At 60.7% G+C, this 14,083-nt stretch carries 15 protein-coding genes and 1 tRNA gene; 13 read left to right on the plus strand and 3 right to left on the minus strand.

Annotation, left to right across the window (positions count from 1 at the left end; genetic code table 11):
- Positions 1-171: 171 nt before the first annotated feature.
- The 13 genes from OUZ52_RS11705 to OUZ52_RS11765 all read left to right on the plus strand — a co-directional run bounded on the left by OUZ52_RS11705 (position 172) and on the right by OUZ52_RS11765 (position 9,483).
- On the plus strand, positions 172-579 hold the full coding sequence (locus tag OUZ52_RS11705; protein ID WP_266158579.1) for a DUF3293 domain-containing protein: 408 nt from the start codon (positions 172-174) through the stop codon (positions 577-579).
- Positions 580-631: 52 nt separating this feature from the next.
- The gene (gene ccmA / locus OUZ52_RS11710) at positions 632-1,270 is read left to right on the plus strand and encodes a cytochrome c biogenesis heme-transporting ATPase CcmA (protein WP_266158580.1); all 639 of its coding nucleotides are present in this window, start codon (positions 632-634) and stop codon (positions 1,268-1,270) included.
- Between the two features lie 69 nt (positions 1,271-1,339).
- Positions 1,340-2,026: a heme exporter protein CcmB gene (ccmB, locus tag OUZ52_RS11715; protein ID WP_266158581.1), complete on the plus strand. Its 687-nt coding sequence runs from the start codon at positions 1,340-1,342 to the stop codon at positions 2,024-2,026.
- A gap of 6 nt (positions 2,027-2,032) precedes the next feature.
- Positions 2,033-2,791 (plus strand): heme ABC transporter permease, encoded by a 759-nt coding sequence (locus OUZ52_RS11720; protein ID WP_266158582.1) that lies wholly within the window; start codon positions 2,033-2,035, stop codon positions 2,789-2,791.
- The gene (gene ccmD, locus OUZ52_RS11725) at positions 2,788-2,985 is read left to right on the plus strand and encodes a heme exporter protein CcmD (RefSeq protein ID WP_266158583.1); all 198 of its coding nucleotides are present in this window, start codon (positions 2,788-2,790) and stop codon (positions 2,983-2,985) included. The genes OUZ52_RS11720 and ccmD overlap by 4 nt, the downstream gene beginning before the upstream one ends.
- Before the next feature lie 22 nt (positions 2,986-3,007).
- Positions 3,008-3,484: a cytochrome c maturation protein CcmE gene (gene ccmE / locus OUZ52_RS11730; RefSeq protein WP_266158584.1), complete on the plus strand. Its 477-nt coding sequence runs from the start codon at positions 3,008-3,010 to the stop codon at positions 3,482-3,484.
- A gap of 101 nt (positions 3,485-3,585) precedes the next feature.
- Positions 3,586-5,568, plus strand: a complete 1,983-nt coding sequence (locus OUZ52_RS11735; protein ID WP_266158585.1) for a heme lyase CcmF/NrfE family subunit — start codon at positions 3,586-3,588, stop codon at positions 5,566-5,568.
- A complete protein-coding gene (locus tag OUZ52_RS11740) occupies positions 5,565-6,110 on the plus strand; it encodes a DsbE family thiol:disulfide interchange protein (RefSeq protein WP_266158586.1) in 546 nt (181 codons plus the stop codon). The genes OUZ52_RS11735 and OUZ52_RS11740 overlap by 4 nt, the downstream gene beginning before the upstream one ends.
- The gene (locus tag OUZ52_RS11745; RefSeq protein WP_266158587.1) at positions 6,107-6,577 is read left to right on the plus strand and encodes a cytochrome c-type biogenesis protein; all 471 of its coding nucleotides are present in this window, start codon (positions 6,107-6,109) and stop codon (positions 6,575-6,577) included. Before OUZ52_RS11740 ends, OUZ52_RS11745 begins: the two co-directional genes overlap by 4 nt.
- Positions 6,574-7,623 carry a tetratricopeptide repeat protein gene (locus OUZ52_RS11750; RefSeq protein WP_266158588.1) on the plus strand — a complete coding sequence of 350 codons (1,050 nt, stop codon included), beginning with the start codon at positions 6,574-6,576 and terminating at the stop codon, positions 7,621-7,623. Before OUZ52_RS11745 ends, OUZ52_RS11750 begins: the two co-directional genes overlap by 4 nt.
- Positions 7,623-8,723 (plus strand): homoserine O-acetyltransferase MetX, encoded by a 1,101-nt coding sequence (gene metX, locus OUZ52_RS11755; protein ID WP_266158589.1) that lies wholly within the window; start codon positions 7,623-7,625, stop codon positions 8,721-8,723. Before OUZ52_RS11750 ends, metX begins: the two co-directional genes overlap by 1 nt.
- Before the next feature lie 67 nt (positions 8,724-8,790).
- Positions 8,791-9,372 (plus strand): cysteine dioxygenase family protein, encoded by a 582-nt coding sequence (locus OUZ52_RS11760; RefSeq protein WP_266158590.1) that lies wholly within the window; start codon positions 8,791-8,793, stop codon positions 9,370-9,372.
- Positions 9,373-9,397: 25 nt separating this feature from the next.
- Positions 9,398-9,483: transfer RNA gene (locus OUZ52_RS11765), tRNA-Leu, on the plus strand.
- Positions 9,484-9,806: 323 nt separating this feature from the next.
- On the opposite strand, the gene OUZ52_RS11770 is transcribed toward OUZ52_RS11765, so the two are convergent.
- From OUZ52_RS11770 to OUZ52_RS11780, 3 genes are all read right to left on the minus strand, one after another.
- Entirely contained in the window at positions 9,807-10,574 is a 768-nt protein-coding gene (locus tag OUZ52_RS11770) for a hypothetical protein (RefSeq protein ID WP_266158591.1), read from the minus strand.
- 468 nt (positions 10,575-11,042) lie between these two features.
- Positions 11,043-11,375, minus strand: coding sequence for a hypothetical protein (locus tag OUZ52_RS11775; RefSeq protein WP_266158592.1), 333 nt, complete (start codon positions 11,373-11,375; stop codon positions 11,043-11,045).
- Between the two features lie 748 nt (positions 11,376-12,123).
- Entirely contained in the window at positions 12,124-14,070 is a 1,947-nt protein-coding gene (locus OUZ52_RS11780) for a formylglycine-generating enzyme family protein (RefSeq protein WP_266158593.1), read from the minus strand.
- Between the last annotated feature and the right edge of the window lie 13 nt (positions 14,071-14,083).

Raw genomic sequence — 14,083 nt, forward strand, 5'->3', positions numbered from 1 at the left:
GCATGGTCACCTTCACCCACCTGCCCTACGCCTATGCGCTGGAGCGAGGTCGCGCGCAAGATCAGTTATTGCAGCAGTTGCTGCAAGGGTCGACCGATGTCAGCAGCATCGACTTGAACGCCGCGGTTGCCGCCGTGCAATCCAGGTTGCCGCCGCTGCCCAACCTGCGCCATGGATGAAACCCTGCTCGCCGCTTATCGGGCCACCGATTATCGGGTGCGCCTGGTACAGGGCGGCTGGGCAAGTATCCGCATCGAGCAACCGTTGCCCGCCGCATTGCATGTGTTGATCGGCGCGCAGCACTGGGGCTTTGTCACCGCCTGGCATCCGCGCTCACAGCAGCTACCCCGACTGCCCAATCGGCTGGCGCAGCGACAACTATTGGCTGATCTAGGCGCACTAACGGAGGCGATAAGGATCCGTCCGGCGCTCGGCGTGGGTATCCACGGCTGGCGAGAACCCAGCCTGCTGGTGATCGGCCCCACCCCCGAGGCACTGGACACACTAGCCAGACACTACCGACAAAACGCCTATGTCTACGGCCTGGGCCGCGATCTTGCCCGCCTGCGCCAGCTTTAGCGGCAGTGCGCCGCATGGACAAGCGCGGTAAGCATTGCGGACAATCGCCCGGATGACGGTCACCACCTTAACCGCTCCGCTTCTGCTCGAAGCGCGGGCCTTGTCTTTCTATCGCCAGGACGAGCCGGTATTCGGCCCGCTGGACTTTCGCCTGCATGCCGGCGAAGTGGCCTTGGTCGAAGGAGACAATGGCAGCGGCAAAACCACCTTGCTGCGAGTGCTGGCCGGATTGCTGCACGTCGATGAAGGCGAGCTGCGCTGGCGCGGCGCCCCTTGGCAGCGAGATGCCTATAGCGGCGAAATCCTGTTCCTCGGCCATCATTTGGGCTTGAAGAGCGATCTCAGCGCACGCGAGAACCTGGCTGCCGCCAGCGGCCTTTACGGTACGCGCGACAACAGCCATCCCGACGGCGTATTGGCGCAGATCGGCCTGGCAGGCTATGAAGACGAACCGGTACGCCGCCTCTCTGCCGGGCAGAAAAAGCGTGCCGCGCTGGCTCGCCTGTTGCTGCTGCCCGCCACGCTTTGGCTGCTGGATGAGCCTTATGCCAATCTCGACCGTATCGGCATTGAGCTAGTCAATCGCCTGGTCGAGCAACATGCAGCCCGCGGCGGCGCTGCCTTGATCACCAGCCACGGCGCCGTGAGCTTTCTCAGCGGCGAACCCAAACGGATTCGTCTGCATGCATAGCGCCACATCGAAGATGCATACGTCGGCGTCCCGCTTCAAAGCAGCGGTCAAAGCAGCGGTCAAAGCAGCATGAGTCAGCCATCGCTCGCCAGCGCCTGCACCGCCGTACTCCGTCGCGACCTGACCCTCGCCTGGCGGCGCCGTGGCGATATCGCCATGCCGGTGTTGTACGCACTCATCGTCACCACGTTATTCCCGTTCGCGCTGGGGCCAGAAGACGCGTTACTGCAGCGCATTGCCGGTGGTGTCGTTCTGGTCACCGTGCTACTGGCCATGCTGTTGGCACTGGACGCTATGTTCCGCAGTGACATCGAAGATGGCTCGCTGGAACAACTGGTGCTGGCCCCGCAACCGCTGGCGCTGATGCTCGGCATGAAAATTCTTGCGCATTGGCTGGGCACCGCATTGCCGCTGATGGTGGCCGCACCCTTGCTGGCCGGCATGCTGCACCTGCCTACCGCGGTCATGCCGGTGCTGCTGCTGGCGCTGTTACTGGCAACCCCGCTGCTTAGCCTGCTTGGCGCTGTGCTGGTGGCGTTGACGGCCGGTACGCGACGCTCTGGTATGCTGCTGGCCCTGATGCTGCTGCCACTGTGCGTGCCAGTGGTGATCTTCGCCGCCGGCGCGGTTGCCGCGGCTCAACAGGGGCTGCCATGGCTTGCACCTATCGCTTGGCTAGGCGCCGCGTTGGCACTGGCCTTGGTCCTGGCGCCGCTGGCTTGTGCTGCTGCCCTTCGCATTGCTCTGGACGCATGAGGCCTTATGGCTAACTGGATCCCACTCTGGTTGCACAAGCTCGGCTCACCGCCGATTTTCTACCGCTTCGCGGGGCTGCTGCGCCCGTGGATGCTGGCGTTCGCCGTGCTGCTGGGTGCGGTCGCGTTATACGGCGGCCTGGTATTGGCCCCGCCTGATTACCAGCAAAGCGATGCTTATCGAATCATTTTCATCCATGTGCCCAGCGCCTGGATGAGCTTGTTTATCTATGGAGTGATGGCGATAGCCTCGTTTATCGCCCTGGTCTGGCGGATCAAGCTGGCTGAAGTGGTGGCCATGGAGTCAGCCCCCATCGGCGCCGCTTTCACCTTCATCACCCTGGTCACCGGCTCGCTGTGGGGCAAGCCGATGTGGGGCACCTGGTGGACCTGGGATGCCCGGCTGACCTCGGAGCTGGTGCTGCTGTTTTTGTACCTGGGCGTGATCGGCCTGTACCACTCGTTTGAGGATCGCCGTCAGGGTGCTCGGGCCGCCGCCTTTCTCGCCATCATCGGCATCATCAACGTACCGATCGTGCATTTCTCGGTGAACTGGTGGAACACCCTTCACCAGGGGTCGACCATCCGTATTCTCGGTCCGTCCAAAATGAGCGGCGATATGTTGTGGCCGCTGCTGACGATGATGGCGGCAACCAAGTTTTATTACCTCGCCAGTTTGTTCGGTCGCGCGCGCGTGGATCTGCTGGCGATGGAAAGCGGCAAGGACTGGGTGCGCAAAATCGCCGAAGACGAGGCCGCGCCATGAGCTCGTTCTTTGCGATGGGCGGATACGCCGCTTATATCTGGCCCGCCTATGCGGTGTTTTTTATCGTGTTGATCGCCGACTTCATCGCGCCATCGCTACGTCGTCGCCGCAACCTGCGCGAATTGCGTAGCCGCCTCGCCCGTCAAACCGCACGTCAAGATCGCGTGACCCGCACTCCGCCAGCTTCGTCTTGAAGCCAGCCGCCATGAGCACACCATGAATCCCACCCGCAAACGCCGGCTTACCCTGGTTCTTCTGATTTTCGCAGCCGCAGCCGTGGCTATCGGGCTGACCGTGTTCGCGCTGCAGCAGAACATGAATTACCTGTTCACTCCAAGTCAGATACAAACCGGCCAAGCGAACAGTTACAAGACTTTTCGTCTCGGCGGCATGGTCAAGGCCGGCTCGATCCAGCGCAGCAGCGACTCACTCAAGGTCACCTTCACCGTGGTCGATGCCAGCGGCAAGATGCCGGTCGAGTACACCGGCATTCTTCCCGATCTGTTTCGCGACAACCAATCGGTTATCGCTACCGGCCATATGGACAACGCCCACTTCATCGCCACCGAAGTACTGGCCAAGCACGATGAAACCTACATGCCTAAAGAGCTGAAAGACGCGATGGCCAAGGCACATGAAGGTAAGAAGGTCGATGAAACCGCCGCAGGAGAAGCCGGCATGGGAAACCGATAAACCACCATGTCTGATCGCCTGCCCTATCCACGGAGCGTCTTTGCCATGCCCGCACCGCACCGCCACGCTGCTGTCCATGTTCCACTGCGGATGCCTGCTCAATGACTCCCGAACTCGGCCAACTCGCCCTTATTCTCGCCTTGCTGCTGGCCATGGCGCAAAGCGCATTGCCGCTGTTTGGCGCCTGGCGCAATAACCGCGCCTTGATGGCGGTAGCCCGACCAGCGGCCGCGGGCCAGGCAGTATTCGTGGCGCTGGCCTTCGGCATCCTGACCTGGGCATTTTTGCAATTCGATTTCTCCGTTCGCTACGTCGCTGATAATTCCAATCTGGCGCTGCCCTGGTATTACCGCATTGCGGCGGTTTGGGGGGCGCATGAAGGTTCGCTGCTGTTGTGGATCTTCATCCTCAATCTGTGGACGGTGGCCTTGGCCGCCTTCAGCCGGCATCTACCTGAAGTGTTCGTCTCGCGTGTGCTGGGTGTGCTGGGTCTGGTCGCTGTCGGCTTTCTCGCCTTCATCATCTTTACCTCCAACCCCTTTGGACGGCTGCTACCGATGCCGCCTGACGGCGGTGATTTGAACCCAGTGCTGCAAGATCCCGGCATGACCTTCCATCCGCCCGTGCTCTATATGGGCTATGTGGGTTTCTCGGTGGCGTTTGCGTTCTCCATCGCGGCGCTGCTCGGCGGCGAGCTGGAACTGGCCTGGGTGCGTTGGGCACGACCCTGGACCAATATCGCCTGGGGCTTTCTCTCGGCAGGTATCGTCGCCGGCAGCTGGTGGGCCTACGCCGAGCTGGGCTGGGGCGGCTGGTGGTTCTGGGACCCGGTCGAAAATGCCAGCTTCATGCCGTGGCTGGTCGGTGCCGCCCTGGTGCATGCACAAGCGGTGACAGAAAAACGCGGCTCGCTGCGCGCATGGACCATCTTGCTGTCGATCTTCGCCTTCTCGCTGTCGTTGCTGGGCACCTTCCTGGTGCGCTCGGGCGTACTGACTTCCGTGCATGCCTTCGCTTCCGACCCCAAACGCGGCCTGTTTATTCTCTGCTTCCTGGTCATCGTGGTAGGTGGCTCGCTACTGCTTTATGCGCTGCGCGCACCCAAGGTCGCCGGTGGCAAACCGTTCGCCGTGGTCTCGCGTGAAACCGCGGTCCTGATCGGCAACCTGATGTTTACCGTGGCAGCCGCCATGGTCTTGCTCGGCACACTATTCCCCTTGATCGGCGACGCGCTGAACCTGGGCAAGATTTCGGTCGGCCCACCCTACTTCGGCTTCCTGTTTACCCTGCTGATGCTGCCGGTGGTGTTGCTGATGCCGTTTGGCCCGTTTCTACGCTGGGGCAAAAGTGACGTGCCACCCTTGAAGCGCCTGTTGCTGCGTGCCGGCATGGCGGCCGTAGCCTGCGCCGTCGTCGCTGCCTGGGTAACCGACGGCCAGGGCAAGGCCATCGCTGGCGTGGCCGCCGCGGTGTGGTGTGGCTTCGGTACTCTGCTTTATGTGTTCAAGCGCTGGCGTGAGATGCCCCGCGGTCGCCGTTACCCTGCTGAAATGGCCGGCATGCTGCTGGCGCATTTCGGCGTCGGCGTGTTTCTTGCCGGCGTGTTGCTGACCGAATCGCTCAATGTCGAACGCGATGTACGCCTGGCGCCCGGCCAGACCGAAACCGTCGGCGGTTACGACTTCCGTTTTGATGGCGTGCACGAAGTCGAAGGCCCCAACTGGCGCGCCGATCAAGGCGTGGTGACCGTGTCCAGGCAGGGCCGCTTAATCGCCGTCATGCATCCGCAAAAACGCACCTATACCCGCGGTCAGGTACAAACCGCATCGGCGATCGATTCCGGATTTACCCGCGACCTGTATGTCGCCCTGGGCGAACCGATGAATCCGAACGACATCGAGGGCGCCTGGGCCTTGCGGCTTTATCACAAGCCGTTCGTGCGCTGGATCTGGGCGGGCGGCTTGCTGATGATGCTGGGTGGTTTTGTCAGTGCCGGCGAGCGCCGATTCCGCCCTCATCGGGCCGATGCAAAATCCGCGGCCGCGGCATCTCCTGCCGTGGTCACGCAGGAATCGCACGCATGAACCGGCTACTGCCATTCTTCGGTTTTCTGCTGCTGGTGGCGTTGCTCGGCTTTGGCATCTGGTGGAATACCCAGCACGACCAGCGCGAAGTGCCCTCGCCGCTTATCAATAAACCGGCACCGGCCTTTGTCTTGCCCACACTGGATGACGCCGACAAAACGGTAAGCAAGGTCTCGATGCTGGGCAAGCCGTATCTCATCAATGTCTTTGCCAGCTGGTGCATCGCTTGCGGTGAAGAGCACCCGGTACTGATGAGCGAGGCGCCACAGCTCGGCGTGCCGCTGATCGGCTACAACTACAAAGATGCACCGGATGACGCCAAGGCTTGGCTAGAGAAACACGGTAACCCCTACAGCGTGATCATCACTGACCGCGAAGGACGCACGGCGATCGACTTCGGCGTTTACGGTGCCCCGGAAAGCTTTTTGGTCGATGGCAAAGGCGTCATCCGCTACAAGCGCATCGGCATACTGACTCCTGAAATCATCGAGAAAGAGCTGAAACCGGCGATCGCTGCCTTGGCCAAAGAGGTGCAGCCATGACGTCGACCGGTTTTCGCGCCATCCGCGTGTTCGTCCTGTCGTTTTCCTTGCTCTTTGCTGGCGTGTTGTTCGCTCAGGCCATCGAGCCGCTACCGTTCAAGAACCATACTGAAGAACTCCGCTTTCAGAGCCTGACGCGTGAATTGCGCTGCCTGGTCTGCCAGAACGAAAATCTGGCCGACTCCAATGCCGATCTCGCGCGTGACCTGCGCCGCGAAGTATTCGAACAAATGCAGGCCGGCAAAAGCGATGCTGAGATCAAGCAATACCTGGTCGACCGCTACTCGGACTTCGTGCTGTACGACCCACCGGTAAAGCCCAGCACATGGCTACTGTGGTTTGGTCCGTTGCTGATTCTGCTTGCCGGTGCCGCCGTAGTGGTGGTCACCGTGCGCAGACGCAGCCGCGCTGGCATCGCTGCGGCACCGGCCGAACGCAGTTCGGTCAATGAAGAGGACGACTGGTGAAGCTTGCTTTCTATCTTGCCGCCGCGGCGATGATCGCCACGGCGCTGGCACTGCTGTTGCTGCCGCTGGTACGCCATGGCCGCCGTCTTGGCCGGCCGCGCAGTGTGTTCGTCATTGCGTTGTTGATCGCCTTTGCCCTGCCCCTGGCAAGTGCAGGGCTGTACCTGCTGATCGGCACGCCGGTGGCGCTCAACGGTGTTGTCGCGCAAGCGCAAGAGCCAGCGCTGAATATCGAGCAGGCCGTGGCCGAAATGCGCGAGCATCTGGCGCAAAAGCCGGATGACTTGCAAGGCTGGATGCTGCTCGCGCAAACCTATGCCGCGATGCGTCGCCCCGCTGACGCTCGCCAAGCTTACGACCAGGCATTACGCCTGAGCGCGAACAATACCACCGCGATGATTGGCTGGGCCGAGGCCGATTCCATGCAGCGCGATGACCACCTCATCGATGGGCGTTCACGCGAATTACTAGAGCAGGCCCTCAAGCTAGAGCCAGAGAATCAGCGCGGGCTATGGCTGTTGGGTATCAGCGACTTTCAACATGACCACTATGCCGATGCCGCCGCCACCTGGCGCCGCCTGCAACCGTTGCTGGAGCCAGGCTCCAGCGTCGCCAAATCGGTCGCCCAGCAAATTGCGCTGGCCGATGCGCGTGCCGGGGCTGGCCCCGCCACTGCTGAAGCCAGCTCATCGGCAACCACACAACCTGCGCTGCAAGTACAGGTCGCGCTAGCCCCGGCGCTCAAAGATAAGCTGGCTGTGGGCGACACGCTGTTTATCTATGCGCGGGCCGAACAGGGCCCGCCCATGCCGCTCGCCGTGGCGCGGATGCAAGCAGATGCGCTGCCTGCAACGGTAACCTTGACCGATGCCATGGCGATGACCCCGCAGCGCAAGCTCTCCTCGGTACCGCGTGTTTTCGTTGGCGCACGCATCAGCAAGAGCGGCCAGCCGATCGCCCAGTCTGGCGACCTGGAAGGCGATGCCGGCGTGGTCGACGTAAACAGCAAAACCCCCATCAAAATCAGCATCGACAAGGTTCATTGATGAACGACGCTCGCCGTTACTGCAACCTGCCTTCACCCTTTCCGATGAAGCGCGGCGGCGAGCTGCACAGCGCCCATGTCGCTTACGAAACCTGGGGCGAGCTGAGCGCCGCGCGCGACAATGCGCTGCTGATCCTCACCGGCCTGTCCCCCAGCGCTCACGCCACCTCCAGCAGCGAAGACCCGGAGCCGGGCTGGTGGGAGGCGATGATCGGCCCAGGCAAAGCCATCGATACGCAACGCTGGTTTGTCATTTGCGTGAACTCGCTCGGCAGCGACAAAGGCTCAACCTGCCCCGCCTCGATCGACCCCGCCACCGGCCAAGCCTATCGATTGAGCTTTCCCGAACTGGCACTGGAAGATGTCGCCAACGCGGCGCACATCGCAGTGACTCATCTAGGCATCCAGCAGCTGGCCTGCCTGATCGGCTGTTCCATGGGCGGCATGAGCGCGCTGGCCTACATGCTGCTGCACCCCGGCAGCGTACGCACGCATATCAGCGTGGATACCGCGCCCCAGGCGCAGCCATTTGCCATCGCCATCCGCTCATTGCAGCGCGAGGCTATCCGGCTCGATCCGCATTGGAACGAAGGCCATTACGACAACGCGCGCTATCCCGACACCGGCATGAGCATCGCGCGCAAACTCGGTGTCATCACCTACCGCTCAGCAATGGAATGGAACGGCCGCTTCGCCCGCATCCGGCTCGATGCCGAACAACGCGATGAGGATCCATTCGGCCGGGAGTTCGAAGTCGAGTCGTATCTGGAGGGCCATGCACAGCGTTTTGTGCGCAACTTCGACCCCAACAGCTACCTCTACCTGTCGCGCGCCAGCGACTGGTTCGACATTGCCGAATATGGCCATGGCAGCGTGCTTGAAGGCCTTAAGCGCATCCATATCGAGCAGGCCATGGTGATCGGTGTCAGCACCGACATCCTGTTTCCACTGGAGCAGCAGGAACAAATCGCCGAGGGGCTGCAAGCGGCCGGTGCGGCGGTTGAATTCGTCGCCCTCAATTCGCCCCAGGGGCACGATGCCTTTCTGGTCGATATAGACAATTACAGCCGGGCCATTGGCGGCTTTCTCACGCGCCTGTGAGCGGCCCTGACATTCATCTAACTGCCACACTGCTAAGATGCGTCGGCATCAAGCACACGAGAACACCATGTCTACTCTCGAATTCCCCGGTTATCGCAAGCTGATCGACACCATTGATGCAGCCGTCGTCGAAGGCTCCACTCACGCCATCACCGACCACCTGCGCCATAGCCTGTGCCAGCTGATCCGCAGCAAAGAGGTGAAACTGCCCGACTGTGTGTTCGAGGCCGCCGAAGATCACTACGCCCGGCGCGAGCTTTACCACAGTGAAGAGCATGGCTATTGCGTCGTGGCGATGACCTGGGGCCCAGGCCAAGGCACCCCCATTCACGACCACTCCGGCATGTGGTGCGTGGAAGGCGTCTGGAGCGGCGAGCTCGAGGTGGTTCAGTACCAGCAGCTCAACGACGAAACCGGTCAGTGGCGTTTTCAGCCGGTCGGCTCGATCCAGGCCGGCCCCGGCTCCGCCGGCAGCCTGATCCCGCCGCACGAGTACCACACCATCCGCAATCCCAGCACCGACGCCATCGCCGTCAGCCTGCACATTTACTCGGGCCAGATGACCCAGTGCGCCGTATTCAAGCCGCTGAAAGAAAATCTTTGCTATGAGCGCCAAGAACGCAAATTAGGTCTCGACCCGATCCATTGAACCGTGCATAATGCGCGGCTTGAATGCCGGTGTGGCGGAATGGTAGACGCGGTGGACTCAAAATCCACTGGCAGCGATGTCGTGTAGGTTCGAGTCCTATCACCGGTACCAAGTAAGGGTTTCAGGCTATACCAGCCAGACCCATGAAAGCTCAAAAGCCCGCCTAACCGCGGGCTTTTTCATGTCTGAAGCTAACGGTATTTGGCGGATTTTCCGGCGGCATCCGTGTCTGTTGCCGTCGCGGAGAGCGAGATACCGTCAAACTCATCTTGCTTCGCCGCACATTCGCCACAAGTGCCGTCAAATGCTCCCATGCGATTGATGAGGCGAGCGAAAGCGATAGGCATCGTGCAATGCCAGTGCTCATGCTCGCGCACCAAGACGCTGAAATAGGCGAGAGGCCCAGTCGCAGCGAGGCCTCTCGACCAAACAAATCAGATACCGCGTGGGCAGATAAATCCTTCGCGGAACTCACAGCTGTTCGCGTAGTAAGCCGTTTGCACCCAACTACCGTCGACAGCGGACCCGGACCACGTAAAGCTCCACTCCTGATAAACAGTGTAGGTCTGGCTCGTGATGTTGATTTCCTGACCGGGCGTGCCATTCACTGGAAGCGGCATCGGCGGACCACGGTCGGGTGGAACAGGCGTAACGTCAGCAGCTGACATCGCCGTGGTCTCGCTGCGGATAGTCACCGTCACCCGCCCCGCACCGTCGAGCTGCGATGTGCCATCAGCACGACGCAGAGTGGGCTGCGCGGCGTTCTCGCGATCAATCCAGGCTTTCCATTCCTTGTAACCGCTCGAACCAGGGGTGAGAACAAAGGTGCGTTTGATGGAGGTGGTGGAGTAAGGCGCAGCCTCTTGCGGCGCGCCAGTCGAAAACGCCGAGATACTGACAAAACCGAGGACCAATGCAGCGAGAGTTTCCTTTGCAAATTTCATAAAGGCTCCTTCGTAATCCTTTGATTGCTTGATAACTCCTTGATTACCTACTTTCGCGACGTAAGCAGCCGCGATCGTTGTGGCGACGAAGAGTCGCCATCGCAAGATTACAAGGAAAATCGTAACGATATCGTTACATTTTGCGATTTCAAAGTTTACGAAACTATGCGCAACAATATCTCTCGAAAGATACAGCGCAGGTACGTTCGGCAGTTGCAACGCCTTGCCAGCTGATTTTTTACAACAACCGCTAGACACTCGAGCCGCCCCCAGGCGGCTTTCTCATGTCCGCAGTACAACCAAAGGGGGCACCAATGGCACTAACGCAGTCTAGAGAACCGTAGTGAAGCAGGCTGCACAGGGCCGAATCACCCCGATTCTGTGATGCTCATTCACGCTAGTTAACAGCTTTGTGCTGAGATCACTTTGCAGTGTAGGCACGCTCGGTGGCCGTTCGGGTCACATGGGTAAGCAGTTCGATCAGCCAAACACGGTTACTGCCTATGACGCGGTGCGTGACGCCGTTTAGCAAGTCATCGGAGACGTCTTTCGCGATTCCAATGAAGATACCAAGTAAGGGGCCATGCCAGCCGCTCAAAAGCCCGCTTAACTGCGGGCTTTTTCATGCCTGGAGCAACGGCATTTGGCGGCATTTCCGACGGCATCCATAAAACAAGAAGGCCGGCATCGATAGATCGCCGGCCTCACGATGGTCGATCAGGAGTATCAGGCTTGCGAATCGGTAGCTTGCGAATCAGCGTTGTTCGACTCAGCCTCACCCTCTTCCTTCTTTTCGACTAATGACTCAAGCGCACCGGCGCCCTTGAATCCAGCGACGGCGGCCAGGCCTTTGGTCAGCAGCCCGGCATTCGGGTCGAGTTTCTCAGCAGCCTCGACAGCAGCCACGGCACCTGCAACTTCACCCAAGGTATCTAGAATTCCCATGACAACCTCTACGCTGATTGGAGCGATGAGCATGCTGTCGCGGTGATTACTGCCAAGTGAATACAAGCGCAGGTTATTTCGTAAAATTTGAATGACTGCCGGTCGTTTAGCCACCCGGGCCTTTCGGAAATGCCGGGTCGCAGCTGACGCTCAAACATGTCGGAAAACCGCTATGCCCAGCAGCACTTTTTGTGCCGCTGCTTAAGAATGACAAAAAAAGCGCCCCGGAAGAGGCGCTAAGGTGGGTGATCGGGGGACGACCACCCAGGGGGCATTACCCGAGACCAGAGCCTTCCGGATGAATGCACCCGCCAAATGATGGGTGCAAGACAGGATGGTTCTCGAGCGTCGCTATTAAGCTCGTTTTCCCGGCCGGGTTCTGTAGGGGCTTACCTACAGCGCGTGTACGCCTTAGCCACGCGGTGATGTCTGGTATCGGCCGGCGATTGTGGGCAGAGACTGAGGCTTAGCCGCAACGCAGATCCTGCTCGGCATCCACGACATCGCGCCAGCTGCCGTCGCTTTCCTGAACCTGGATCGGAGGATGCCGGCGCCCGTAAGCCCTGGCCAACCTTGAGCGCATGGCGAGAGCGGTAAGTGCCCATGCGAGCCACTTCGCCGCGGACCACCCACATGGCGCTTGCGCTATAGGGCACAAACAAACGAACACTTTCCGGAATCATGGCGCTTACCTCAGACGTCTTAAACAGCGACGGTCAAGTCAAGCCAATAGATCGGAACGACAGATCAAACAAGAACAGCTACGGCTCGAAGAAAACACGTCGCGGTGTGATAGCGGCTATTTTCATGGCTGACTGTGGCAGGAGATGGTAAGCACCATGTCAGCTTGGCGTCAGCTTGGCTACAACTCGCGGGCAACGCGAAAACCTACCCTGCCGCTACGCACGCTGGCGTCGGCACCCTGCCGATAGGCCGAGCGCACTTGATTGGGCGAACTGCCCCAAGAGCCACCGCGCACTACCCGCACGGCGCAGCCCGGGTTGACCCATGCACTACTGCCGTGAGGGGCGCGAATGTAGTTGTCGTGCCAGCAATCCTGCACCCAACTGGAAACATTGCCGTTGATGTCATACAAGCCAAACGGATTGGCGGCAAAACTCATCACTGGCGCTGGCCCCCAGTAACCGTCGCGATAACCGGCAAAGGCATTACTCCAGCGTCGCCCGCTTTGCGAGCGATCGGCGCTGCCGGTGAGGTTTTCGACTTTGCTGGTCGGCGTACCGCCGCCCCACCAATAACGCGTTGTCGTACCGCCGCGCAGGGCATACTCGAACTCCGCCTCACTGGGCAGGCGATAGTGCTTGCCGGTGCGTTCGCTAAGCCAGTCAGCGTAGGCCTTGGCATCGTTCCACGAGATATTGACCACCGGCAGCTTGTCTTCCGCTGGACGCCCGGCATAGTCGTCCTGCCAATTGGCATCCGAGTCATCGCGCAAGGCGCCGCTGCGTTCGTCATATACGCTGGCGCCGCCCAGCTTTACCGAATCGGGCTGATAGCCACTGGCCTTAACGAACTCGCGGAACTGGCCTACCGTAATCGCCGAGCGAGCCAACGCAAAACCCTTGTCGATGGCCACGTCACGCTGTGGAATTTCCGCGTCGCTACGCCCCTCTTCATTGTCCGGTGCACCCATTTTGAAGCTGCCGGTGGGGATCACCAACATCGCCGGCGTCTGCCCGGGCATGTCCACATAGTGATCGTTGAACACCTGCCCCGGCTTGTAATTGGCGTATAGCCGAGCATTGGTCAGACGCACTTGAAAATCGTCCAGCCCCGGCATGTCGGGGCTGATCGCCTGCGCCTGCCCGGCCAATTGCTGGGCCAGAGCCAGATTGCCGCCATCCAGGGCCGAGCGCGCCTGGGTCAACACCCCACTGGCGCGCTGGTTGCGCATGCCTTCGACGCGGGTATGGACGTCATGCAACTGCACTGAAGCGGGCAGCACCGCCGCGGCGTCAGCCAGGGCTTGGTCGGCCCCACTGAAATCGTTCTGCGCCACTGCGGCCAAGGCCCGATCCAGCACTGCCCGCTGCACTTGCAACACGCCTTGCTGGGCTACGGCATTGTCAGGATCGAGCTTCTGCACCTGGCGGTAGAGTTCCAGCGCGTTGCCGCCCGTGGGCTGGTCCGCCTTGCCTTGTTGCAACAAGCTGGCAGCCTTCGCCAGCAAGGGGCGCGCCTCATTCAGTGTCTTCAGCTGCTTGGTCAGTGTGACCACGTCTTCTTCGGCGTTGGGCAGGGTTTTCAAGGCCGTCAGCAGGTCTGTCGCGGATTCGGCGTCGCCCACGGCGATATCCTGGCCGATCTCAGCCACCAGGCGGGCACGAACCTCGTAAAGCCCCTGGGCCGCGCGGCGACTATCGGGCTTGTCTTTCAGCGCTTGCGTGTACAGCGCGGCGGCACTGCTTTTATCCCCGACCAGCTGCCCGGCGTGCAACGCCTTGCCAGCGCGCTCCAACAAGGCCTGGATCTCCGGCGTATCGGCGCTGAGTTGCTCGGGCAAATGGGTGTTCTTGTGATCAAGGCGGGCCGCAATGACCTCGGTCGGCGCCAGCGTCAGCGGCGGCCCGGCATCGATCTCCGACGTATTGGCCGCGGTGAATGCCGCTTTACCGAATGACGCTGTGGAAGTCGGCCCCAGGTTCATCGCACGGCTGGCGGTCACCTGCGACGGATCGACGTGAAACACCCGCGGAAAAAAGTGATAGACCAATGCCATGCCAAGCACAGCCACACCGACAGCCCCGCCAAGAGAGCGCTGACGACGTACGGTTTCCTTGCTCGGCATGAGGTGGCTTCCT

It is taken from the genome of Dyella silvatica, assembly GCF_026283955.1.
GTDB classification, from domain to species: domain Bacteria; phylum Pseudomonadota; class Gammaproteobacteria; order Xanthomonadales; family Rhodanobacteraceae; genus Dyella_C; species Dyella_C silvatica.

Excerpts from the sequence above, each read along its gene's own strand:
- OUZ52_RS11720 (WP_266158582.1), top strand. The coding sequence starts at position 2,033 with ATGGCTAACTGGATCCCACTCTGGTTGCACAAGCTCGGCTCACCGCCG.
- ccmE (WP_266158584.1), top strand. The coding sequence starts at position 3,008 with ATGAATCCCACCCGCAAACGCCGGCTTACCCTGGTTCTTCTGATTTTC.
- metX (WP_266158589.1), top strand. The coding sequence starts at position 7,623 with ATGAACGACGCTCGCCGTTACTGCAACCTGCCTTCACCCTTTCCGATG.
- OUZ52_RS11780 (WP_266158593.1), bottom strand. The coding sequence starts at position 14,070 with ATGCCGAGCAAGGAAACCGTACGTCGTCAGCGCTCTCTTGGCGGGGCT.
- OUZ52_RS11740 (WP_266158586.1), top strand. The coding sequence starts at position 5,565 with ATGAACCGGCTACTGCCATTCTTCGGTTTTCTGCTGCTGGTGGCGTTG.
- ccmD (WP_266158583.1), top strand. The coding sequence starts at position 2,788 with ATGAGCTCGTTCTTTGCGATGGGCGGATACGCCGCTTATATCTGGCCC.
- OUZ52_RS11745 (WP_266158587.1), top strand. The coding sequence starts at position 6,107 with ATGACGTCGACCGGTTTTCGCGCCATCCGCGTGTTCGTCCTGTCGTTT.
- ccmA (WP_266158580.1), top strand. The coding sequence starts at position 632 with ATGACGGTCACCACCTTAACCGCTCCGCTTCTGCTCGAAGCGCGGGCC.
- OUZ52_RS11705 (WP_266158579.1), top strand. The coding sequence starts at position 172 with ATGGATGAAACCCTGCTCGCCGCTTATCGGGCCACCGATTATCGGGTG.
- ccmB (WP_266158581.1), top strand. The coding sequence starts at position 1,340 with ATGAGTCAGCCATCGCTCGCCAGCGCCTGCACCGCCGTACTCCGTCGC.
- OUZ52_RS11735 (WP_266158585.1), top strand. The coding sequence starts at position 3,586 with ATGACTCCCGAACTCGGCCAACTCGCCCTTATTCTCGCCTTGCTGCTG.
- OUZ52_RS11760 (WP_266158590.1), top strand. The coding sequence starts at position 8,791 with ATGTCTACTCTCGAATTCCCCGGTTATCGCAAGCTGATCGACACCATT.